This is a genomic window from Alistipes intestinihominis (assembly GCF_040095975.1).
Lineage (GTDB): Bacteria > Bacteroidota > Bacteroidia > Bacteroidales > Rikenellaceae > Alistipes > Alistipes senegalensis.
The window spans coordinates 36,296-57,891 of the sequence record NZ_JBBMFL010000011.1 but is presented as its reverse complement, the minus strand read 5'-3'; the positions used below and the strand labels follow the sequence as shown (position 1 = coordinate 57,891).

The window sequence follows — 21,596 nt, the reverse complement described above, 5'->3', positions numbered from 1 at the left end:
CTATGGTAGAACGATTTTTAACGCAGACCTCCTTTGCGTCGCAGGAGGATTTCCGCAGGAACCTGCATATCCGCGTTCCCGAAAATTTCAATTTCGCCTACGACGTTGTTGACGCCTATGCCGCGGAGCAGCCCGACAAAAAGGCCCTGCTGTGGACCAACGACCAGGGCGAGGAGATTCAGTTCACCTTCGCCGACCTCAAACGCGAGAGCGACCGCACGGCCTCGTGGTTCCGGAGCCTCGGCATCGGCAAGGGCGACGCGGTGATGCTGATTCTCAAACGCCGCTACGAATTCTGGTTCTCGATCCTCGCGCTGCACAAGCTGGGGGCGGTGGTGATTCCCGCGACCCACCTGCTGACCAAGAAGGACATCGTTTACCGCTGCAACATGGCCCGGATCAAGGCGATCGTGGCGGCGGGCGAGACGGTCATCACCGACCATATCGCGGCGGCCATGCCCGAAAGCCCCACTGCGGAGGTGCTGATAAGCGTGGGCCCCGAGGTTCCCGCGGGCTTTCTCGACTTTCACGAGGGCATTGCCGGGGCTGAACCCTTCGTGCGTCCGGAGCGGGCGAACGCCAACGACGACATCATGATGATGTATTTCACGTCGGGAACGACGGGCGAGCCGAAGATGGTGGCCCACGATTTCACCTATCCGCTGGGTCACATCACCACGGGCCTGCTGTGGCACAACCTCCACGAAGGGAGCCTGCATCTGACGATCGCCGACACGGGGTGGGCCAAGGCCGCGTGGGGCAAACTCTACGGGCAATGGCTGGCCGGGGCCAATATCTTCGTCTACGACCACGAGAAGTTCACGCCCGCGGAGATTCTGCACAAGATCGAACAGTACCGCATCACGTCGCTGTGCGCGCCTCCGACGATCTACCGCTTCCTCATCCGCGAGGACCTCACGAAATACGACCTCTCGTCGCTGGAGTACTGCACGACGGCCGGCGAGGCGCTGAACGGCGCCGTGTACGACACGTTCCAGCGTCTGACGGGCATCCGTCTGATGGAGGGCTTCGGCCAGACCGAAACCACGCTGACGCTGGCGACCTTTCCGTGGATGGAACCCAAGCCCGGGAGCATGGGCATGCCCAATCCCCAGTACAGGATCGACCTCGTGACCTCCGACGGCCGTTCGGCCGAGGACGGCGAGCAGGGGCAGATCGTGATCCGCACCGACGGAGGCAAGCCGCTGGGGCTTTTCAAGGAGTATTATCTCAACGAGGAGCTGACGCACGAGGCGTGGCACGACGGGATCTACTACACGGGCGACATGGCGTGGCGCGACGAGGACGGATATTACTGGTTCGTGGGACGCGCCGACGACGTGATCAAGAGTTCGGGTTACCGCATCGGGCCTTTCGAGGTCGAAAGTGCGCTGATGACCCATCCTGCGGTGGTGGAGTGCGCCATCACGGGCGTTCCCGACGAGATTCGCGGGCAGGTGGTCAAGGCGACGATCATCCTTGCGGAGAAATACCGCGCGCAGGCCGGGGAGGCGCTCGTCAAGGAGTTGCAGGACCACGTGAAGCGCATCACGGCACCTTATAAATATCCGCGCGTGATCGAGTTCGTGGAGTCGCTGCCCAAGACCATCAGCGGCAAGATACGCCGCACGGAGATCCGCTCGGCGGACGGGAAATAACGGAAAAAGGGGCTGTCTGATATTTCAGACAGCCCCTTTTCAGTGGGCCCAGAGGGGCATGATCCCACGACCTTCGGATTATGAGTCCGCTGCTCTGACCGACTGAGCTATGGGCCCGGTCCTGCGCCTGCGGAGGCGCTTGCGTGGCGCAAAGATAAAAAAAAATCAGCAAATCCCAGTGCTGTCGGAAAAAAACTCTTTACCGTGAACCTTGTTTTTGGGGCTTCCGGAAAAATAATTTTTAATTTTTAATTTTTAATTCTCAATTTTTTTCTACCTTTGCCGCGACAAAATCATTCATTAAAACAAAAACAGCGAAATGAAAAAGGGTATTCATCCGGAAAATTATCGTTTGGTGGCGTTCAAGGACATGTCCAACGACCACGTGTTTTTGTGTCGGTCCGCCGTTTCGACAAAAGAGACCATCGAAGTGAACGGCGAAACCTATCCCGTGTATAAGATGGAAATTTCCAACACGTCGCACCCGTTCTACACCGGTAAGATGAAGTTGGTTGACACCGCAGGTCGCGTCGATAAGTTTATGAGCCGCTACGCAAAACGCTACGATAAGAAGAACGCAAAGTAATCGCGCTGTGCGTTTCGATCCCGAAACGGGCCGTAACCGGAGGTTGCGGCCCGTTGTTTTTTACACGACGGCGCGGCTTCGGGATTTTTTTGCGTCCGGCGGCGAAATAGTTGAACGACATACTGTTTTTATATCTATATTTGCGGTGCAGGCAAACAGGATTTCAATCTGATCGTAATTATGAAAAACTGCATGAAACAGATCGTATTCGCCGCGGCGCTGGGCGTCGCAGCAGCCCTTGCGTCGTGCGTCGGACGGCAGGTCGTCGTCGAGGCCGAGAGCCAGCGCGATTCGCTGGCGACGGTCGTCAGCGCCAAGGATTCGCTCATCAACGCCGTGTTCGCGGACATCAACGCCATTTCGGAGAACCTCGCGCTGATCAAGTCGCGCGAGAATCTCATCACCGTGGCCGGCGAGGCTGAGGGAGGACGCCGCCCCGTGGAGGAGATCAACAACGACATCGCGGCCATCGACCGTCTGTTGCGGGAGAATAAAGACAAAATCGCTTCGTTGCAGCGTTCGGCAGCCTTGCTGCGCAAGTCCAACCTGCGTATCGAGAGCCTGGAAAAGATGATCGCCGACATGAACGCGCAGCTCGGGGAAAAGTCGGCCGAGGTGGACCGGCTGCGTGAAAGGCTGGCGCAAATGGGCGTCGAAGTCGAGAGCCTGTCTCAGGAAGTGGCCGTCCGCAGCGCCGAAGTCGAGAACCTCAGCGGCGAGAAGATCGAGTTGCAGAACCAGCTCAACACGGTCTATTACATCGTGGGGCCCGAGAAGGAGTTGCGCGACGCACAGATCATCAACAAGCAGGGATTCATCGGCCGGACGCTGACGGTGGGCAGGACTGGCAATCTGGACAGTTTCACGGCGGCCGATTCGCGCCTGCTGTCGGAGATTCCCGTCGGACAGAAAAGGGCTTCGGTCGTCACGTCGCATCCCGAGGATTCGTATCAGCTGGTGACAGCCGGCGACAAGGTCGTCGAGAAATTGGTCATTACCGATCCCGTGCGCTTCTGGGAAACGTCTAAAGTGCTTATAATAAGCTATAAGTAAGAACCCCGAAGCCTGTTTGCAACATCCTGTAAAGTCCCTGCCGACGACGGCGGGGACTTTTTTTGCCTTTCGCCGCGACTCGGAGATTGGCTTTCCGATTTTTTTTGTATTTTTGTTCCGAATCTCACATTGGTACTTTATGGATTATCAACCCCAACCGCAGTTCGTAGAGTCGTCGTTGAAAGAGAATTGCACTGCGGATTGTAGTAGTTGTCCCACATTTCCTGCACCGTTTCGCCGCATCGGCGACTCGACCTATTGCAGGTTTTCGCAGCTGACCTTTGCGGCGGGAAAAGGTGTCGTCTTCCCGGCGGACCGTATGGTGCGTATCCTTTTCATCCTGTCGGGATCGCTCAAACTCGAACACGGTACCGATACGGTCCGGCTGGTTACCTCGAAACAATGCGTGTGCCTGGCCCGCAACGAACGTTTTCTGGCTACGGCGCAGGATGACGATACCCATGTGGTCGTGCTGTCGCTCATCCACCGGATCGAGTTCTGCGAGCAGGATATTTTCGACAAGGTGATGCCCTACGATTCGGTCATCCCGACCGAGATCGTCCCGACGCTTTCGATGCATTCCTCCATCGAACATCTTCTGGGCTCCATCTTTACGATCCAGCAGATGTCTAACTGCGTCCGGTTCCACCGGATGAAGGCCACGGAACTCTTCATGATGATCAAGGTGCTCTATACGCCGACCGAGCACGCCTATTTCTTCCAGTCGATGATTCAGCCGCAGGACAATTTCCGCGTCTTCGTCTGCAACAACTACGACAAGGCGCAGGGCGTGGCCGAGCTGGCTTCGCTGGCGGGCATGAGCCTTTCGGTCTTCAAGCGCCGCTTCGCTGAGCATTTCAACGACAGCGTCTACCATTGGATGATGCGTCAGAAAGCCCTCAAAGTCTTCTCCGACATCCGTGACGGCGAGGACAGCACCAAGGCGCTGATGAGCAAATACGGATTCCGCCACTACACGCAGTTCAGCCGTTTCTGCAAGAATTACTTGCAGGCGACGCCCGCCCAGCTGATCGCTTCGATCAAAAAGAAATAGAACCCGGCTGTGCCGGATTGGAGGAGGCTTCCCGGGGAGGGTGGCCTCCTGTGTTTTTACCGCTCCGACACGTAGACGTTCAGGTCGATCCACTCTCCGTCGGAGAGCTCCTCGCCCCGCGGTTCCACATGGCTGAGCCGGAACCCGAGCCGCCGGGGAATGGCGTTGCTCGGCAGGTTGCCCGCGCCGCAGCGGATCTCGACACGCCGCATGCCCATCTGCGCGAAGGCCGTTTCGCAGAGCGTCCGCACGGCCGCCGTCATGATTCCTTTGCCCTGCTGCTCCTCGCGGAGCCAGTAGCCGATCTCGACGCTGCGTTTGCCGGCGTCGGCCGATTTGAAGCCGATCAGTCCGGCAAAGGCCCCGCCGTCGCGGATCGTGTAGACCGGATTGGCCGTGTCGGCGAGCATTCCGGCCACCACGGCTTCGCTCTGTTCGACGCAGTGGGTTTCGGCGACGAACGGCAGCCAGCGGCCGAGGTACGGGCGTTGGGTGTCGATCGAGCGGAATATATCCGCGGCATCCTCCGCGCGGAGCCTCCTGAGTGCGTAGGGGCCGAAAAGGGGAATCGTATCCATGCTGTAATTCATATGAGCGGATTTTGTCGTTGGAGATCAAAGATATAAAAAAATGGCGGTATAAAAATCCTGCCGGGAAAAATGGACCGATCGTCTTGCAGCGGCTGAATCGTTGAGAATCAGGCAGAGTGCAAATGCCATTCAGGACGTTGCCTAATCGGCACGGAAAGACATATCTCGGTTTTTTCGTTCAGTTCAAGCACTTTGCGACTGGCGGTACGAGGCTTTATGACGGAAATGTGATAACTTTGTGGGTATAAGGACAGAAAATTTGAATTTATGAAAAGATGGCAGAAAATAGCCGGCATGATTCTGTTTGCGCTTATTGCGATATATGAGTTTTTGACGTGGGCGAATGCTTATATCCACCTGAAATATGTAGTAGAACCAACCGAAAATGACTTTCTGGTAGACGAAAGCTATATGTGTGTCAATACGTTATCTTTGGGCATGTGGCTGAATTTGGGGATAGCCGTATTCTTGTTTATATGCCTTTGGCGGAAAGGGGGTGGACGATGAAAAGCAGAGCTATTTGCATGGGGATAATAATTTTGGTGGCGATTGTCGTGTTTTGCGTTACTCCATATTCTTATTGGAATGCGGATAAAATGCTTTCCGGCGCTTTATACTGTAATTTGGCAGTTGTAATGATTAGTATATTAATCCTTTATTTGTTCAATAGAAATGATGTGAAAGCCGTCGCCAAAACTATCTTTATTTCCCTTTCTACTTATCTTCAAATACTTGTCGGATTCTTTTTGTATCAATATGGCCTCATTTATTGTCTGCTTTTATTGGTCATGCAGATCTTATTAGGGTTGGCGATAATGAAATCTGCGCTGAATTATAAAAGTATAGTGGTCATATCTTCTAATCTTTTAGCATCAACGATATGGGCGCATAGAATTTATGGATTTATGTATTATTCCAATATCAGTAGCGATCTGGAAACTATTGGAGTGTCCAGTTTAATTACTGCTATTGGTGCTGTTATGGCCTCTGTGATTTCGATATTCTGTATTTCCAGCTATAAACAAAGCGATGAAACTGACCGATGAACGATTTTGGATATGGGAGATTGCGCTGACGTTATCTCTTTCGGCGTTGCCATTGATGCTGTATGGCGATAACATCGGTATAGTGACGCTGATAATTGTTTCGTATGCAATCGCCGGTGCTATCGGGCTGATGTTTTCATCAAAAACAAGGTGCGTCTTGACTTGGTTCTTGATGTTTGTAATATCTGTTGGAGCATATATTATTGACATTATTTTGATTGCTGCTTTCAGTCTGATCGAGATGGAGCCATACCCGTTTATCATGGGGCAGATCTGTTTTTTGCCGATATATCTTTTTGTAAACGGATTGGTGTGTATCGTTGGTGGGATTATCATGAGACTTACAAAAAAACGGAACAGAAGGCAGGCGATGGAGAATGAATGGAAAGTGGAAATTGGCAAGGACAAGGATTTGGCGGATAAAGTATGAAAAAACAGGCGGAATTTCTAATATAAAATAGGTGCGACGGGCCCGGGAATGGGCTGTCCGGGAGGAATGCGGGCGCCGCCCGGACCGGCGGATGACATAGTTGGACGAGAAAGACGATATTTTTTGCGGAAGCTGTTGCGTTATCCAAAACTTTTCCTATCTTTGCACCCGATTTCGCCCGTGAACCAACGGCGTCGGGGCGCGGTTCTTTGAGATGAGTTAAAAAGTGGAAAATTTATCACGAATAATTTGCGCGGTAAATTTTTTATGCCTACTTTTGCAATCCAAAACGGTGAATACTGCCGATGTAGCTCAGTTGGCCAGAGCAGCTGATTTGTAATCAGCTGGTCGTGGGTTCGAATCCCTCCATCGGCTCGGAAAGCCGACGCGAGGAGGAGCTAAAAAGACCCTGCCGAAGGCAGCAGTCGAAAAAGAGTTTGACGGTCAAACTTGTTTGAAACGACAAACTGTTTTGAGGCTGGGAGTTCCGAAGGAACGAGGGCTTTTTACGACGACGAGCGGCGGCAGGACGAAAGCCTCCCCGAAAGGGAAAGACGAGCGGCGCGAAACGCAAGTGGAGCGGAGCGAAGTCAATCCCGGGTAAAAAGGAAAAAGGCCGTGCCAATTCCTCACGGGAGAAAAGCAAGGGAAGTTACCAGAGTGGCCAAATGGGGCAGACTGTAAATCTGCTGGCGTACGCCTTCGGTGGTTCGAATCCATCACTTCCCACTAAAAAAACAGAGTGCCGGTTGGAGTTGCTGGGTCCCGGATGCCGTCGGAAGACGGCGCGAGGGAAAGGATGACTCTGATACGGTATGTTTTTGCGGAAGTAGCTCAGTTGATAGAGCATCAGCCTTCCAAGCTGAGGGTCGCGAGTTTGAGCCTCGTCTTCCGCTCTACATGCGCAGCAGCGTGTGATGCGAACGCCTCCGTCGGATGGACGGGGAGTTTGCGTCGCCCGCTTGTTCTGCGAAATGAATTTTATTAAAACTTGGGACAATTTTTAACAATACTTTAATACTTAAATACTATGGCAAAAGAAAAATTCGACCGGTCGAAACCGCACGTAAACATCGGTACCATCGGTCACGTAGACCACGGTAAGACCACTCTTACCGCAGCTATCACGACTGTTCTGGCTAAGAACGGCCTCTCGGAGCTCCGTTCGTTCGACTCGATCGACAACGCCCCCGAGGAGAAAGAGCGTGGTATCACGATCAACACCTCGCACGTTGAGTACCAGACTGCTACCCGCCACTACGCTCACGTAGACTGCCCGGGACACGCCGACTATGTGAAGAACATGGTAACGGGTGCCGCTCAGATGGACGGTGCCATCCTGGTAGTTGCCGCTACGGACGGCCCGATGCCCCAGACCAACGAGCACGTGCTGCTCGCCCGTCAGGTGAACGTGCCGCGCATCGTTGTTTTCCTGAACAAGTGCGACATGGTGGACGACCCCGAAATGCTCGACCTGGTCGAGATGGAGGTTCGCGACCTGCTTTCGAAATACGACTATGACGGTGACAACGCTCCCGTTATCCGCGGTTCCGCACTCGGCGGCCTGAACGGCGAGCCGAAGTGGGAGGAGAAGATCATGGAGCTGATGAACGCCGTAGACGAGTACATTCCCATTCCGCAGCGTGAGAACGAGAAGCCGTTCCTGATGCCTGTCGAGGACGTGTTCTCGATCACCGGCCGCGGTACCGTCGTAACGGGCCGTATCGAAACCGGTGTCATCCACGTCGGCGATCCCGTCGAGATCGTAGGTCTCGAGGAGAAGACCCTGACTTCGACCTGTACGGGTGTCGAGATGTTCCGCAAGCTGCTCGACGAGGGCGAGGCCGGCGACAACGTAGGTCTGCTCCTCCGCGGTATCGACAAGAAGGAGGTAAAGCGTGGTATGGTAGTCGCCAAACCCGGCTCGATCACCCCGCACACCGAGTTCGAGGCTGAGGTCTACATCCTGAAGAAAGAGGAGGGTGGCCGTCACACGCCGTTCCACAACAACTATCGTCCCCAGTTCTATCTGCGTACGATGGACGTAACGGGTGAGGTTCACCTGCCCGCAGGCGTGGATATGGTCATGCCGGGCGACCACGTGACCATCACCGTGAAGCTGATCTACCCCGTTGCTCTCAACGAAGGTCTGCGTTTCGCAATCCGCGAGGGTGGCCGTACGGTAGGTGCAGGTCAGATCCTGAAGGTTCTCAAATAATTGACCCGATAGAGAAGCGGTCCCGTGCCGCTTCTCATTTTAGGAGCATAGTTCAAGGGTAGAATAGCGGTCTCCAAAACCGTTGATGGGAGTTCGAATCTCTCTGCTCCTGCCAAAATAAAGGAAGAAGATATGTTGAATTACATCAAAGAATCCTATAACGAGCTTGTAAACAAGGTGACGTGGCCTACGTTCCCGCAACTTCAAAGCTCGACGGTGGTCGTGATGGTGGCTTCGGCCATCTTCGCCATTGTCGTACTGGCGATGGACCTGACGTTCGAGAACATGATGGCCGCCATCTACAAGACCCTGGGTAATCTTGGCCGTTAATTTCTGCTGAATCCAATGAGCGAGATTAAGAAACAGTGGTATGTAGTCCGTGCCATCGGCGGCAAGGAGGCGAAAGTGAAGGAGTATATCGAAGCAGAAATCCGTCACAACCACCTCGAAGACTACATCTCCCAGGTGCTGATCCCTACGGAAAAAGTCTATACCATCCGCAACGGTAAGAAAGTTTCGAAAGAGAAGGTTTCTTATCCGGGCTATGTGTTGGTGGAGGCCGCTTTCGTGGGCCAGATTCCGATTATAATTCGCAATACTCCCAATGTGCTGGGTTTCTTAGGCGACACCAAAGAGGACAGCCGCAAGATGAACGCCACGCCCCTGCGTCCGCAGGAGGTCGCGCGCATCCTGGGCCGTGTCGATGAGATGAACGCCATGGAGGAGGAAAACGAAATACCATTCTTTGTCGGCGAGACCGTAAAGGTTACGGACGGTCCTTTCTCGAGCTTCCAAGGTACTATCGAGGCAGTCGACAACGAGCGCAAGAAACTCACGGTATCGGTGAAGATATTCGGGCGCAAAACTCCTATGGAGTTGGGTTTCACTCAAGTAGAAAAAGAATAATTAACCAAGGAAAACTATGGCAAAAGAGGTTGCTGCATTTATTAAATTGCAGATCAAAGGTGGTGCCGCCAATCCTTCGCCCCCGGTTGGTCCCGCATTGGGTTCTAAGGGAGTCAATATCATGGACTTCTGCAAGCAGTTCAATGCACGTACGCAGGACAAGGCGGGAAAGGTTCTTCCGGTCATCATCACGGTTTACAGCGACAAATCGTTCGATTTCGTTGTAAAACAGCCGCCCGTAGCCGTCCAGCTCAAAGAAGCAGCGAAAGTGCAGAAAGGTTCCGCACAGCCCAACCGCGACAAGGTGGGACAGGTGACGTGGGATCAGATCCGCGAGATCGCTCAGGGCAAGATGCCTGACATGAACTGCTTTACGTTGGAGGCCGCGATGCGCATGGTTGCCGGTACTGCCCGCAGTATGGGTATCAATGTCGTCGGAGAATTTCCTAATATGTAATTGCGAAGAAGATGAGTAAGTTGACAAAAAATCAAAAGATCGCCTACGCTAAGGTGGAAGCCGGTAAGGCTTACAAGCTCTCGGAGGCTGCCGCTCTTCTGAAGGAAATTACGTTCACGAAATTCGACGCTTCGGTGGATATCGACGTGCGTTTGGGCGTAGACCCGCGCAAGGCGAACCAGATGGTCCGCGGCGTGGTGACGCTGCCCCACGGAACCGGCAAGACGGTGCGTGTGCTGGTGCTCTGTACTCCCGAGAAGGAGGCCGAGGCACAGGCCGCAGGCGCCGACTATGTAGGTCTGGACGAGTATGTTGACAAGATCAAGGCCGGCTGGACCGACGTTGACGTGATCATCTGTACTCCCAATGTGATGGGCAAGGTGGGTGCGCTGGGCCGTATTCTGGGTCCCCGCGGCCTGATGCCGAACCCCAAGACCGGTACGGTGACGATGGAAGTCGGCAAAGCCGTAGGCGAGGTGAAGGCCGGTAAGATCGACTTCAAGGTCGATAAGTTCGGTATCATCCACACGACGGTGGGCAAGGTGTCGTTCTCGGCGGATCAGATCGTGGAAAACGCGAAAGAGGTGCTGAATATGATCATCAAGCTCAAACCGGCTGCTGCCAAAGGTTCTTATGTGAAGAGTATCTATCTCTCGACCACCATGAGCCCCGGCGTGCAGATTGATTCCAAATCAGTAGAAACCAAATAAGAAGGAGGAAAGAAGAGATGACTAAGGAAGAAAAACTGGTTGTAATCAACAACCTCGCCGAGCAGCTCCAGGCTTATCCTCACTTCTATATCGCCGACATCGAGTCGCTCAACGCCGAGCAGACCGCTGCCCTGCGCCGCAAGTGCTTCGAGAGCGATGTGAAACTGGTGGTGGCCAAGAACACCCTTCTGGGCAAAGCCCTCGAGAAGGTGGAGAAAGCCGATGCTGATCTGGTAAAAGTATTGGAGGGTCCTACCTCGATCATGTTCGCCCATGTTGCGAAAGCTCCCGCTGTGCTTATCAAGGAGTTCCGCAAGAATTCGGACAAACCCGTCCTGAAAGCGGCTTTCGCCGAGGGATGCGTTTACGTGGGCGACAACCAGCTGGACGCTCTGTGTAACATCAAGTCGAAGGAGGAGCTCATCGGCGATATCGTCGCTCTGCTGCAATCCCCGGCGAAGAATGTTATCTCTGCATTGCAGGCTAATGCAGGCCAAAAGATTGCGGGCATCGTGAAGACGCTCGAATCGAGAAACAATTAATTTCACAAACAAGAATCAAAAACAAATTAATAAGCTTACAACTATGGCAGACGTAAAGAAACTTGCTGAAGAACTGGTTAACCTGAAGGTTACCGAGGTAAACGAACTCGCTCAGATCCTCAAGGAGGAGTATGGCATCGAGCCGGCTGCTGCCGCTGTTGCCGTTGCAGCTCCCGCTGCCGGCGCAGGCGAGGCCGCTGCTGCCGAGAAATCGACGTTCGACGTGATCCTGAAAGCCGCCGGCCAGGCCAAGCTCCAGGTTATCAAGGTCGTGAAGGACATCGCCGGTCTTTCGCTGGGTGACGCTAAAGCGCTCGTTGACGGTGCTCCCAAGGCCGTTAAGGAGGGTGTTTCCAAGGAAGAGGCTGAGCAGATCAAGGGCCAGCTCGAGGAGGCAGGTGCTGAAGTTGAGCTCAAGTAGCATTGCTGCTTAGGTCTCAGCAGACAATCAGGTATAGGGCTAACCGGAGGTGTTAGCTCTATGCCTTTTCTTGGTCTAAAGACTGGAAGTGCCGATCAGGAGCTGTGTCCGGTTTTTGGAAGAAAATGCTCCCGGGGCGAAGGACGCCTGAATACGGGGGCATTGGCGGGATAGAAGGCCCGCAATTTTGGGGAGCGTAACCCATTACACTTCAACTAATTTGGATTTTACGATGTCCGCAGCAAAAACACAACAGAGAATTAGCTTTTCGACAGTCAAGAACCGGGTTCCCTATCCGGATCTGCTGGAGGTACAGCTTAAATCATTCCGGGACTTTTTCCAGATGGACACTACGGCTGAAAACCGTAAGAACGAGGGCCTGTACAAGGTCTTTCAGGAAAATTTCCCCATCACGGACACCCGGAACAACTTCGTTCTGGAGTTCATCGACTACTATATCGACCCGCCCCGCTACTCGATCGAGGAGTGTTTGGAGCGCGGTTTGACGTACAGCGTCCCGCTGAAAGCAAAGCTGAAACTTTACTGCACGGACGACGAACACGAGGATTTCGGCGTGGTCGTCCAGGACGTTTACTTCGGTACGATTCCCTATATGACCGAACGCGGTACGTTCGTCATCAACGGTGCGGAGCGCGTCATCGTATCCCAGCTGCACCGTTCGCCGGGCGTGTTCTTCGGACAGAGCATGCACACCAACGGCACCAAGCTCTACTCGGCGCGAATCATTCCGTTCAAGGGTTCGTGGATCGAGTTCGCAACGGACATCAACAACGTGATGTACGCCTACATCGACCGTAAGAAGAAGTTGCCCGTCACCACGCTGTTGCGTGCCATCGGTTACGAGGCGGACCAGCAGATTCTCGAAATTTTCGATCTGGCGGACGAGGTGAAGGTCAACAAGGCCAACCTCAAAAAGGCCGTGGGCCGCAAACTGGCCGCGAGGGTGCTTTCGACGTGGGTCGAGGACTTCGTGGACGAGGATACGGGCGAGGTGGTCTCCATCGAGCGAAACAACGTCATCGTGGACCGCGAAACGGTCCTCGAAGAGAGCCATATCGACGAAATTATCGAGAGCGGTGCCAAGACGATCCTCCTGCACAAGGAGAATCTTTCGGGCATCGACTTCTCGATCATATACAACACCCTGCAAAAGGACCCCTGCAACTCCGAAAAGGAGGCTGTAGTCTACATTTACAGACAGTTGCGCGCTTCGGAGCCGCCCGATGAGGCTACGGCGCGCGACGTTATCGAGAAACTTTTCTTCTCGGACAAACGCTACGACCTGGGCGACGTGGGCCGCTACCGCATCAACAAGAAGCTGGACCTGGACATCGACCCGGCTATCCGTACGCTGACGCGCGAGGACATCATCGCCATCATCAAATACCTGATCCAGCTGATCAATTCGAAGGCCGATGTCGATGATATCGACCACCTGTCGAACCGCCGTGTCCGCACGGTGGGCGAGCAGCTGTCGAATCAGTTCTCGGTCGGTTTCGTGCGCATGGCGCGTACGATCCGCGAGCGCATGAACGTGCGCGACAACGAAGTGTTTACGCCGGTGGACCTGATCAACGCCAAGACCCTCTCGTCGGTGATCAACTCCTTCTTCGGCACTTCGCAGCTCTCGCAGTTCATGGACCAGATCAACCCGCTGGCCGAGATCACGCACAAGCGCCGTCTGTCGGCCCTCGGTCCCGGCGGTCTGTCGCGCGACCGTGCCGGTTTCGAGGTGCGCGACGTGCACTATACGCACTACGGACGCCTCTGCCCGATCGAGTCGCCGGAAGGCCCGAACATCGGTCTGATTTCGTCGCTGTGCGTCTATGCGAAGATCTCCCCGATGGGATTCATCGAGACGCCGTACCGCCGTGTCGAGAACGGCAAGGTCGATATGGACAATTCGCATATCCGCTACTACTCGGCCGAAGAGGAGGAGGACTTGGTGGCCGCACAGGCCAACACCCCGATCGACGAGGAGGGCAATTTCCTGGAGCCCGACCGCATCAAGGCGCGTGAGGGCGCCGATTTCCCCGTGGTTACGGCCAGCGAAGTGGACCTGATGGACGTGGCTCCGAACCAGATCGCCTCGATCGCCGCGAGCCTCATCCCGTTCCTCGAGCACGACGACGCCAACCGTGCGCTGATGGGTTCGAACATGATGCGCCAGGCCGTGCCCCTGGTGACTTCGGAGGCCCCGATCGTCGGCACGGGTATCGAGAAGGACATGATCACCGACAGTCGCATCCAGATCGTCGCCGAGGGCGACGGCGAGGTGACTTTCGCCGATGCGACGAAGATTCAGATCAAATACGAGCGCACGGAGGACGAGATTCTCGCGTCGTTCGCTCCCGAAATCACGACTTACGAGCTGCCGCGCTACCGCCGGACGAACCAGAACACTTCGGTGACGCTGAAACCCGCGGTGCTGACCGGCGACAAGGTCGTGAAGGGTCAGATTCTGACCGAGGGTTATTCGACGCAGCACGGCGAACTGGCCCTGGGTCGCAACCTGAAAGTGGCGTTCATGCCCTGGAAGGGTTACAACTTCGAGGATGCCATCGTGATTTCGGAGCGTATCCAGCGCGAGGACATCTTCACCTCGGTGCATGTCGATGAATATATCATGGAGGTCCGCGACACCAAACGCGGTGTCGAGGAGCTCACGTCGGATATTCCCAACGTTTCGGAGGACGCCACGAAGGACCTCGACGCCAACGGTATCGTCCGCATCGGCGCCAACATCCACCCGGGCGACATCCTGATCGGTAAGATCACCCCGAAGGGCGAGAGCGATCCTTCGCCCGAGGAGAAGTTGCTCCGCGCGATCTTCGGCGACAAGGCCGGCGATGTGAAGGACGCTTCGCTGAAAGCCCAGCCGTCGCTGCACGGCGTGGTGATCGACACCAAACTTTACAGCCGCGCCAACAAGGAGGGCAAGAAGGGCAAGAGCGCCGAGAAAGCGCAGCTCGACAAGCTCGACGAGAAGTTCGCAGCCGAGATCGCGGATCTCACGAAGCTCCTGGTTTCGAAACTGTGGACCCTGCTTCAGGGCAAGACCACGACGGGCGTCACCGACTATTTCGGCGTGGAGCTCTACCCCGCGGGCACGAAGTTCTCGCAGAAGATGCTGGAGGAGATCGCCCGCAAATCGACGGACGAAAAGACCGGCGTGGTGATGGGTTATCTCAACCTCGGCTCGTGCAACTGGACGGGCGACGCGCACACCGATGCGCTGATCGAGGCCACCGTCAACAACTACACCATCGAGTGGAAGAAGGCCGACGCCGCCATCAAGCGTGAGAAGTACAACATCACCAACGGCGACGAACTCCCGCAGACGGGCGTCATCCAGATGGCCAAAGTCTACATCGCCAAGAAGCGTAAGCTGAAAGTGGGCGACAAGATGGCCGGACGCCACGGCAACAAGGGCATCGTGGCCCGTATCGTGCGCGACGAGGACATGCCGTTCCTCGAAGACGGAACCATCGTCGATATCTGCCTGAACCCGCTGGGCGTGCCTTCTCGAATGAACCTCGGACAGATTTACGAGACCGTGCTCGGATGGGCCGGCCGCGAGCTGGGGTTGAAATTCGCAACGCCGATCTTCGACGGCGCTTCGCTCGACCAGATCAACGAATACACGGCGCAGGCGGGCATTCCGCACAGCGGCCGCACCTACCTCTACGACGGCGGTACGGGCGAGATGTTCGACCAGCCGGCCACGGTGGGCGTGATCTACATGCTCAAGCTGGGCCACATGATCGACGACAAGATGCACGCGCGTTCGATCGGTCCCTACTCGCTCATCACCCAGCAGCCGCTTGGCGGTAAGGCGCAGTTCGGCGGTCAGCGTTTCGGTGAGATGGAGGTCTGGGCGCTCGAAGGCTTCGGCGCCGCCAATATCTTGCAGGAGATCCTGACGATCAAGTCCGACGACGTGATGGGCCGTGCCAAGGCGTACGAGGCCATCGTCAAGGGCGAGAACCTGCCCAAACCGGGCATCCCCGAGGCAATGAACGTGCTGCTGCACGAGTTGCGCGGTCTGGCCCTGTCGGTGAAGCTCGAGTAAGGTGTATTTAAGAGGAAAAGAAAAACGAGAACGAATATGTCAATTACCAAAGACAATAAACCGAATAATGGTTACAGCCGGATTTCGATCGGCCTGGCCTCCCCTGAGGAGATTCTGGCCCAGTCGAGCGGCGAGGTGCTGAAGCCCGAAACCATTAACTACCGTACCTACAAGCCCGAGCGCGACGGTCTGTTCTGCGAGCGCATCTTCGGTCCGGTGAAGGATTACGAGTGCCATTGCGGTAAGTACAAGCGCATCCGTTACAAGGGCATCGTCTGCGACCGCTGCGGCGTGGAGGTGACCGAGAAGAAGGTGCGCCGCGAGCGCATGGGACACATCTCGCTGGTGGTTCCGGTGGTGCATATCTGGTATTTCCGTTCGCTGCCTTCGAAGATCGGCTACCTGCTGGGCATTCCGTCGAAGAAGCTCGAAGCGATCATCTACTACGAGCGTTACGTCGTGATCAACGCCGGCGCCGCTTCCGAGCAGGGCATCGAGCGTCTGGCCACGCTTTCGGAGAAGGAGTATCTCGACGTGCTGGCCGCGCTGCCGAAGGGCAATCAGTCGCTGGACGATTCGGACCCCAACAAGTTCGTCGCCATGATGGGCGCCGAGGCGATCTATACGCTGCTGAAGCAGGTGGACCTCGATTCGATGTCCTACTCGCTGCGTCACAAGGCTTCGACCGAGACTTCGCAGCAGCGTAAGTCCGAGGCGCTGAAGTGTCTGAACGTCATCGAGTCGTTCCGCGCTTCGGAGGGCAAGAACAAGCCCGAGTGGATGGTGCTGAACGTGATTCCGGTGATTCCGCCCGAGCTGCGCCCGCTGGTGCCGCTGGACGGCGGACGTTTCGCCACGTCGGACCTGAACGACCTCTACCGCCGCGTCATCATCCGCAACAACCGTCTGAAACGCCTGATCGAAATCAAGGCTCCGGAAGTGATTCTGCGCAACGAGAAGCGCATGTTGCAGGAGGCCGTCGATTCGCTGTTCGACAACTCGCGCAAGTCGAATGCCGTGAAGAACGAGTCGAACCGCCCCTTGAAGTCGCTTTCCGACTCGCTCAAGGGCAAGCAGGGCCGTTTCCGTCAGAACCTGCTGGGTAAACGTGTCGATTATTCGGCCCGTTCGGTGATCGTCGTCGGCCCCGAGCTGAAGATGCACGAGATGGGTATTCCGAAGGACATGGCCGCCGAGCTCTACAAGCCGTTCGTGATCCGCAAGCTCATCGAGCGCGGCATCGTGAAGACGGTGAAGTCCGCGAAGAAGATCATCGACCGCAAGGACCCCGTGATCTGGGGCATTTTGGAGAATGTCATCAAGGGACACCCCGTGCTGATGAACCGCGCCCCGACGCTGCACCGACTGGGTATTCAGGCGTTCCAGCCCAAACTGATCGAGGGCAAGGCCATGCAGCTGCACCCGCTGGCATGTACGGCATTCAACGCCGACTTCGACGGCGACCAGATGGCCGTGCACCTGCCGCTGGGCAATGCCGCCATTCTGGAGGCCCAGTTGCTGATGCTGGGTTCGCACAACGTCCTGAACCCTGCGAACGGTGCGCCTATCACGGTGCCTTCGCAGGACATGGTCCTCGGTCTTTACTACATCACCAAGCCCCGCAAGGGCGTGAAGGGCGAAGGCCGGGTGTTCTACGGCGCCGAGGAGGCGATCATCGCCTACAACGAGGGCCGTGCCGACCTGCACGCCATCGTGAAGTGCATGGTCGATGACCTGGACGAGCAGGGCAACGAAGTGCGCGTGCTGAAGGAGACGACCATCGGCCGCATCCTCTTCAACCAGGTGGTTCCCAAGGAGGTCGGCTATATCAACGAGATTCTGACGAAGCGTTCGCTGCGCGATATCATCGCCGTCGTGATGAAGAAGGCCGGTGCCGACAAGGTGGCCGCATTCCTCGACGACATCAAGAACATGGGTTATCAGATGGCCTTCCAGGGCGGTCTGTCGTTCAACCTCGATGCCGTGATCATCCCTCAGGAGAAGGAGAAGCTCGTGCAGGAGGGCTACGAACGTTCGGACGCCATCATGGAGGACTATAACATGGGTCTGATCACCAACAACGAGCGTTACAACCAGATCATCGACGTTTGGACGAACATCAACACCAAGCTGACGAAGGCCGTGATCGAAACGCTGATCAAGGACAACGACGGTTTCAATCCGGTGTACATGATGCTTGACTCCGGAGCCCGTGGTTCGAAGGAGCAGATCCGTCAGCTGAGCGGTATGCGCGGTCTGATGGCCAAGCCGCAGAAATCGGGTGTCGAGGGCGGTCAGCAGGTCATCGAGAACCCGATCCTCTCGAACTTCAAGGAGGGACTTTCGGTGCTCGAGTACTTCATCTCGACCCACGGTGCCCGTAAGGGTCTCGCCGACACCGCCTTGAAGACGGCCGACGCCGGTTATCTGACGCGTCGTCTGGTGGACGTGGCGCAGGATGTCATCATCAACGAGGAGGATTGCGGCACGCTGCGCGGCCTGACGGCTACGGCCATCAAGCGCAACGACGACGTGGTGCAGACCCTCTACGACCGTATCCTGGGCCGTGTGGCTCTGAACGACGTAATCCATCCGCTGACGGGCGAGGTGATCTGCAAGGCCGGTGAGGAGATCACCGAGTCGATCGCCGAGGCTATCGAGAAGTCGCCGTTGGAGTCGGTGGAGATCCGTTCGGTGCTGACCTGCGAGTCGCGCCGCGGCGTCTGCGCGAAGTGCTACGGCCGCAACCTGGCCACGGCCCGCATGGTTCAGAAGGGCGAGGTCGTCGGCGTCATCGCCGCGCAGTCCATCGGCGAGCCGGGTACGCAGCTGACCCTGCGTACGTTCCACGTCGGCGGTGTGGCCGGCGGCACGGCTGTCGAGACCAACGTCGTTTCGAAATACGAAGGCCGTCTGGAGATCGACGAGCTGCGCACCGTCAAGGGCAAGAACGCGGCCGGCGAATCCATCGACATCGTGATCTCGCGTCAGTCGGAGTTCCGCATCGTCGATCCCAAGACCGAGATCGTACTCTATACGCACAACCTGCCCTACGGCTCGACGCTCTTCATGGAGGACGGCGCCGAGGTCAAGAAGGGCGACCTGATCTGCGAGTGGGACCCGTACAACGCCGTCATCATTTCGGAGTACGAGGGCCGCGCCGTCTACGACAGCGTCATCGAGGGTGTCACCTACCGCGACGAGCGCGACGAGCAGACGGGTCTGTCGGAGAAGGTCGTGATCGAGTCGAAAGACAAGACCAAGAACCCCGTCATCAAGATCGTCGATAAGGAGGGCCTCGAAGTCAAGCAGTACAACCTGCCCGTGGGCGCCCACGTCGTCGTGAAGGACAACGCCAAGATCAAGGCCGGCGATATTCTCATCAAGATTCCGCGTGCCGTCGGCAAGTCGGGCGGCGACATCACTGGCGGTCTGCCGCGTGTTACGGAGCTCTTCGAGGCCCGCAACCCGTCGAATCCCGCCATCGTTTCGGAGATCGACGGCGAGGTTTCGTTCGGCAAGATCAAGCGCGGTAACCGTGAGATCGTCATCACCTCGAAGCAGGGCGACGTGAAACGCTATTTGGTGCCCCTGTCGCGTCAGATCATCGTGCAGGAGAACGACTACGTGAAGGCCGGCAGCCCGCTGTCGGACGGCGCGATCACTCCGAGCGACATCCTCAATATCCTCGGTCCGACGAAGGTGCAGGAGTACATCGTCAACGAGGTGCAGGAGGTGTACCGCATGCAGGGTGTGAAGATCAACGACAAGCACTTCGAGGTCATCGTCCGCCAGATGATGAACAAGGTGAAGATCGAGGACCCGGGAGACACCCGTTTCTTCGAGGATCAGATCATCGACAAGTGGGAGTTCATGGATGTGAACGACGAACTGTACGACAAGGTGGTCGTGACCGACGCCGGCGATTCGACGTTGTTGCAGCCCGGACAGATCGTGTCGCTGCGCAAGCTGCGCGACGAGAATTCGAGCCTCAAACGCCGCGACCAGCGTCCGGTTCAGGTGCGCGACATCGTGCCTGCGACCTCGACCCAGGTGTTGCAGGGTATCACGCGCGCCGCATTGCAGACTTCGAGCTTCATCTCGGCGGCTTCCTTCCAGGAGACCACCAAGGTGCTGAACGAGGCGGCCATCCAGGCCAAGGTCGATCCGTTGGAGAACCTGAAGGAGAACGTGATCTGCGGTCACCTGATTCCCGGCGGTACGGGTCTCCGTGATTACGACGACCTCGTGGTCGGTTCGAAAGCCGATTTCGAGTCGCTCCAGCAGGCTCAGTAGTCCGAAAGGGCGGCCGGGCGGGTTATGCCGGTCGGTCCGTTCTGCGGTATATCGAAAAACGCCTCTCCCGAACCGGGAGAGGCGTTTTTTTGTTTGCCGGGGCAGGATTCAGAACCGATAGCCCAGCGTCACGGCGTAGGTCGTGTTGTGGCCGGAGCCGGGTTTCGTCAGCCGCGTCAGTCCGTATTGAATTTCGGGGCCGATGACGAAATGCCCGATGATGAAATCCGCGCCGAAACCGGCCCCGATCTCCCAGCGGCGAACGTCGAAACCGGCGTCTTCGGGCACGGACGCATGGAGCAGGCAGGAAACGTAGGGACCTCCGTGCAGGGCCAGCCGCGAGCGTTGCGAGAGGCGGAACGAGACGAGGGCTTCGACCGGAAGGTCGAGACAGGAGAGCCGCGTGGCTTTGTCCGCGTCGTAGTTGAAGACGTTGTTCGAGGTCGTGGCGCCCTTCATCGAGAAGAAGAGCCCCGAGCGGAGCCCCCAGCGTTCCGTGAAGAGGTACTCGACGCCGGCTCCGGCGCGGATGCCCATCTTGAGGTGCTGGTCGCCGATGGCGGAGGCCGTCGCTCCTGCGCGGAGGTCTGCGTGGAATTGAGCCGAGGCGCCGAGGGTTGCGAAAAGCAGGCCGGCGGTGATGAGTAATTTTTTCATGGTTGTGAATTTTGTGATTGAATGTGTTATTTTTGCACTGCAAAGTAAGGTCATACGTCCGTTTTGGGCAATACTGATTAATCAGTAATGGAAACACTGCAACGTGAATTCGAGGAGCTGTTGGACTCCCAGCGGTTCGATCCCCGGGAGCTGGACTACTCGGTGTTGGAACGTCATATTCCCCAGTTGACGCTGTTGTCGCAGGTTGCGAACAGCGGCATCTCGGTCTTCGATATGTATACCCGCCGCCACGTCTTCGCGTCGTACAACTTTTCGGAGCTGTTCGGTTACGATCTGGAGGGCATCGCCGCCGAGGATTCGGACTATTTTATGCGCCGCATCCACCCCGACGACTGGACGGAACTGCACCGCAACGGCATCGCCTGTCTGAGGTATGTATTGGAACACAAAGAGTTGGCTTTCGATGCGAAGCTGATCAATGAATACCGGGTGGATGTCGGCGGGCGTTACGTGCGGGTCATCGAGCAGTTTCAGGTGTTGGAGTTGGACCGCTCGGGGAATGTCTGGCTTTCGCTGAGCATGCTGGACGTTTCGCCCAATCAGGGGATGGAGGACGGCGTGCGCAGTCAGCTGTTCCATTATCGGACGGGCGAGGTCTGCCCGTTCCCGGTGACCGAAAATCCGCATTTGTCCGGCCGCGAGCGGGAAATTCTGCGTCTGATAGGCCGGGGAAAACTGTCGAAGGAGATTGCCGATCAACTGGCTATCAGCGTGCATACGGTCAACACGCACCGCCAGCGCATTCTTGAGAAGCTGAATGTGGACAATTCGATGGAGGCGGTGCGCTATGCTTCGGCCCGGGGGTTGCTCGGCTGAATGCCGACCGGAGAAACGGAAGGCCGGGCCCGCAAAGGGTCC

At 56.5% G+C, this 21,596-nt stretch carries 18 protein-coding genes and 5 tRNA genes; 20 read left to right on the top strand and 3 right to left on the bottom strand.

The genetic code is table 11. The annotated features are described in order from the left end of the window. Positions 1 to 2 precede the first annotated feature (2 nt). A complete protein-coding gene (locus WMO46_RS10095; protein WP_129650662.1) occupies positions 3 to 1,658 on the top strand; it encodes an AMP-binding protein in 1,656 nt (551 codons plus the stop codon). A gap of 43 nt (positions 1,659 to 1,701) precedes the next feature. Here the strand turns inward: WMO46_RS10095 and WMO46_RS10090 are convergent. Further along, positions 1,702 to 1,775: transfer RNA gene (locus tag WMO46_RS10090), tRNA-Ile, on the bottom strand. A gap of 202 nt (positions 1,776 to 1,977) precedes the next feature. Here WMO46_RS10090 and WMO46_RS10085 point away from each other — a divergent pair. The 3 genes from WMO46_RS10085 (at position 1,978) to WMO46_RS10075 (ending at position 4,351) form a co-directional block, all read left to right on the top strand. Further along, positions 1,978 to 2,244, top strand: coding sequence for a type B 50S ribosomal protein L31 (locus tag WMO46_RS10085; protein ID WP_019149403.1), 267 nt, complete (start codon positions 1,978 to 1,980; stop codon positions 2,242 to 2,244). Positions 2,245 to 2,436: 192 nt separating this feature from the next. Further along, positions 2,437 to 3,297: a Cbp1 family collagen-binding glycoprotein adhesin gene (locus tag WMO46_RS10080; protein ID WP_278964525.1), complete on the top strand. Its 861-nt coding sequence runs from the start codon at positions 2,437 to 2,439 to the stop codon at positions 3,295 to 3,297. Positions 3,298 to 3,436: 139 nt separating this feature from the next. Then, positions 3,437 to 4,351 (top strand): helix-turn-helix domain-containing protein, encoded by a 915-nt coding sequence (locus WMO46_RS10075; protein ID WP_227901030.1) that lies wholly within the window; start codon positions 3,437 to 3,439, stop codon positions 4,349 to 4,351. A 56-nt stretch (positions 4,352 to 4,407) separates the two neighbouring features. On the opposite strand, the gene WMO46_RS10070 is transcribed toward WMO46_RS10075, so the two are convergent. Further along, positions 4,408 to 4,929: a GNAT family N-acetyltransferase gene (locus tag WMO46_RS10070; protein WP_129652197.1), complete on the bottom strand. Its 522-nt coding sequence runs from the start codon at positions 4,927 to 4,929 to the stop codon at positions 4,408 to 4,410. A 452-nt stretch (positions 4,930 to 5,381) separates the two neighbouring features. Between WMO46_RS10070 and WMO46_RS10065 the strand changes: the two genes are divergently transcribed. From WMO46_RS10065 to rpoC, 15 genes are all read left to right on the top strand, one after another. Next, positions 5,382 to 5,987, top strand: a complete 606-nt coding sequence (locus tag WMO46_RS10065) for a hypothetical protein (protein ID WP_278964523.1) — start codon at positions 5,382 to 5,384, stop codon at positions 5,985 to 5,987. Beyond that, positions 5,971 to 6,417: a hypothetical protein gene (locus tag WMO46_RS10060; RefSeq protein ID WP_278964522.1), complete on the top strand. Its 447-nt coding sequence runs from the start codon at positions 5,971 to 5,973 to the stop codon at positions 6,415 to 6,417. Before WMO46_RS10065 ends, WMO46_RS10060 begins: the two co-directional genes overlap by 17 nt. Before the next feature lie 301 nt (positions 6,418 to 6,718). Beyond that, positions 6,719 to 6,792 (top strand) — tRNA-Thr (locus tag WMO46_RS10055). 271 nt (positions 6,793 to 7,063) lie between these two features. Beyond that, positions 7,064 to 7,146, top strand: a tRNA-Tyr gene (locus tag WMO46_RS10050). A gap of 94 nt (positions 7,147 to 7,240) precedes the next feature. Next, a tRNA-Gly gene (locus tag WMO46_RS10045) sits at positions 7,241 to 7,313 on the top strand. 134 nt (positions 7,314 to 7,447) lie between these two features. Next, positions 7,448 to 8,635, top strand: a complete 1,188-nt coding sequence (tuf, locus tag WMO46_RS10040; RefSeq protein WP_019149407.1) for an elongation factor Tu — start codon at positions 7,448 to 7,450, stop codon at positions 8,633 to 8,635. 41 nt (positions 8,636 to 8,676) lie between these two features. Beyond that, positions 8,677 to 8,750: transfer RNA gene (locus WMO46_RS10035), tRNA-Trp, on the top strand. Positions 8,751 to 8,767: 17 nt separating this feature from the next. After that, positions 8,768 to 8,965, top strand: coding sequence for a preprotein translocase subunit SecE (secE, locus tag WMO46_RS10030; protein ID WP_026076267.1), 198 nt, complete (start codon positions 8,768 to 8,770; stop codon positions 8,963 to 8,965). Between the two features lie 15 nt (positions 8,966 to 8,980). Further along, the gene (nusG, locus tag WMO46_RS10025; RefSeq protein ID WP_010266552.1) at positions 8,981 to 9,541 is read left to right on the top strand and encodes a transcription termination/antitermination protein NusG; all 561 of its coding nucleotides are present in this window, start codon (positions 8,981 to 8,983) and stop codon (positions 9,539 to 9,541) included. 16 nt (positions 9,542 to 9,557) lie between these two features. Beyond that, a complete protein-coding gene (gene rplK, locus WMO46_RS10020) occupies positions 9,558 to 9,998 on the top strand; it encodes a 50S ribosomal protein L11 (protein WP_026076268.1) in 441 nt (146 codons plus the stop codon). An 11-nt stretch (positions 9,999 to 10,009) separates the two neighbouring features. Continuing rightward, entirely contained in the window at positions 10,010 to 10,708 is a 699-nt protein-coding gene (gene rplA / locus WMO46_RS10015; RefSeq protein WP_026076269.1) for a 50S ribosomal protein L1, read from the top strand. A gap of 17 nt (positions 10,709 to 10,725) precedes the next feature. Further along, the gene (gene rplJ, locus WMO46_RS10010; RefSeq protein ID WP_019149410.1) at positions 10,726 to 11,250 is read left to right on the top strand and encodes a 50S ribosomal protein L10; all 525 of its coding nucleotides are present in this window, start codon (positions 10,726 to 10,728) and stop codon (positions 11,248 to 11,250) included. Positions 11,251 to 11,293: 43 nt separating this feature from the next. After that, a complete protein-coding gene (gene rplL / locus WMO46_RS10005; RefSeq protein ID WP_019149411.1) occupies positions 11,294 to 11,671 on the top strand; it encodes a 50S ribosomal protein L7/L12 in 378 nt (125 codons plus the stop codon). A 232-nt stretch (positions 11,672 to 11,903) separates the two neighbouring features. Continuing rightward, the gene (gene rpoB / locus WMO46_RS10000) at positions 11,904 to 15,764 is read left to right on the top strand and encodes a DNA-directed RNA polymerase subunit beta (protein ID WP_083870882.1); all 3,861 of its coding nucleotides are present in this window, start codon (positions 11,904 to 11,906) and stop codon (positions 15,762 to 15,764) included. Between the two features lie 36 nt (positions 15,765 to 15,800). Beyond that, a complete protein-coding gene (rpoC, locus tag WMO46_RS09995; RefSeq protein WP_019149413.1) occupies positions 15,801 to 20,060 on the top strand; it encodes a DNA-directed RNA polymerase subunit beta' in 4,260 nt (1,419 codons plus the stop codon). A gap of 108 nt (positions 20,061 to 20,168) precedes the next feature. Here rpoC and WMO46_RS09990 read toward each other — a convergent pair whose 3' ends face one another. Then, a complete protein-coding gene (locus WMO46_RS09990) occupies positions 20,169 to 20,717 on the bottom strand; it encodes a porin family protein (RefSeq protein ID WP_349094293.1) in 549 nt (182 codons plus the stop codon). An 87-nt stretch (positions 20,718 to 20,804) separates the two neighbouring features. Between WMO46_RS09990 and WMO46_RS09985 the strand changes: the two genes are divergently transcribed. After that, positions 20,805 to 21,554 carry a helix-turn-helix transcriptional regulator gene (locus tag WMO46_RS09985; protein WP_129650658.1) on the top strand — a complete coding sequence of 250 codons (750 nt, stop codon included), beginning with the start codon at positions 20,805 to 20,807 and terminating at the stop codon, positions 21,552 to 21,554. Positions 21,555 to 21,596 lie beyond the last annotated feature (42 nt).

Coding starts and splice junctions, on each gene's coding strand:
- WMO46_RS10095 (WP_129650662.1), top strand. CDS start 3: ATGGTAGAACGATTTTTAACGCAGACCTCCTTTGCGTCGCAGGAGGAT.
- WMO46_RS10085 (WP_019149403.1), top strand. CDS start 1,978: ATGAAAAAGGGTATTCATCCGGAAAATTATCGTTTGGTGGCGTTCAAG.
- WMO46_RS10080 (WP_278964525.1), top strand. CDS start 2,437: ATGAAACAGATCGTATTCGCCGCGGCGCTGGGCGTCGCAGCAGCCCTT.
- WMO46_RS10075 (WP_227901030.1), top strand. CDS start 3,437: ATGGATTATCAACCCCAACCGCAGTTCGTAGAGTCGTCGTTGAAAGAG.
- WMO46_RS10070 (WP_129652197.1), bottom strand. CDS start 4,929: ATGGATACGATTCCCCTTTTCGGCCCCTACGCACTCAGGAGGCTCCGC.
- WMO46_RS10060 (WP_278964522.1), top strand. CDS start 5,971: ATGAAACTGACCGATGAACGATTTTGGATATGGGAGATTGCGCTGACG.
- tuf (WP_019149407.1), top strand. CDS start 7,448: ATGGCAAAAGAAAAATTCGACCGGTCGAAACCGCACGTAAACATCGGT.
- secE (WP_026076267.1), top strand. CDS start 8,768: ATGTTGAATTACATCAAAGAATCCTATAACGAGCTTGTAAACAAGGTG.
- nusG (WP_010266552.1), top strand. CDS start 8,981: ATGAGCGAGATTAAGAAACAGTGGTATGTAGTCCGTGCCATCGGCGGC.
- rplK (WP_026076268.1), top strand. CDS start 9,558: ATGGCAAAAGAGGTTGCTGCATTTATTAAATTGCAGATCAAAGGTGGT.
- rplA (WP_026076269.1), top strand. CDS start 10,010: ATGAGTAAGTTGACAAAAAATCAAAAGATCGCCTACGCTAAGGTGGAA.
- rplJ (WP_019149410.1), top strand. CDS start 10,726: ATGACTAAGGAAGAAAAACTGGTTGTAATCAACAACCTCGCCGAGCAG.
- rplL (WP_019149411.1), top strand. CDS start 11,294: ATGGCAGACGTAAAGAAACTTGCTGAAGAACTGGTTAACCTGAAGGTT.
- rpoB (WP_083870882.1), top strand. CDS start 11,904: ATGTCCGCAGCAAAAACACAACAGAGAATTAGCTTTTCGACAGTCAAG.
- rpoC (WP_019149413.1), top strand. CDS start 15,801: ATGTCAATTACCAAAGACAATAAACCGAATAATGGTTACAGCCGGATT.
- WMO46_RS09990 (WP_349094293.1), bottom strand. CDS start 20,717: ATGAAAAAATTACTCATCACCGCCGGCCTGCTTTTCGCAACCCTCGGC.
- WMO46_RS09985 (WP_129650658.1), top strand. CDS start 20,805: ATGGAAACACTGCAACGTGAATTCGAGGAGCTGTTGGACTCCCAGCGG.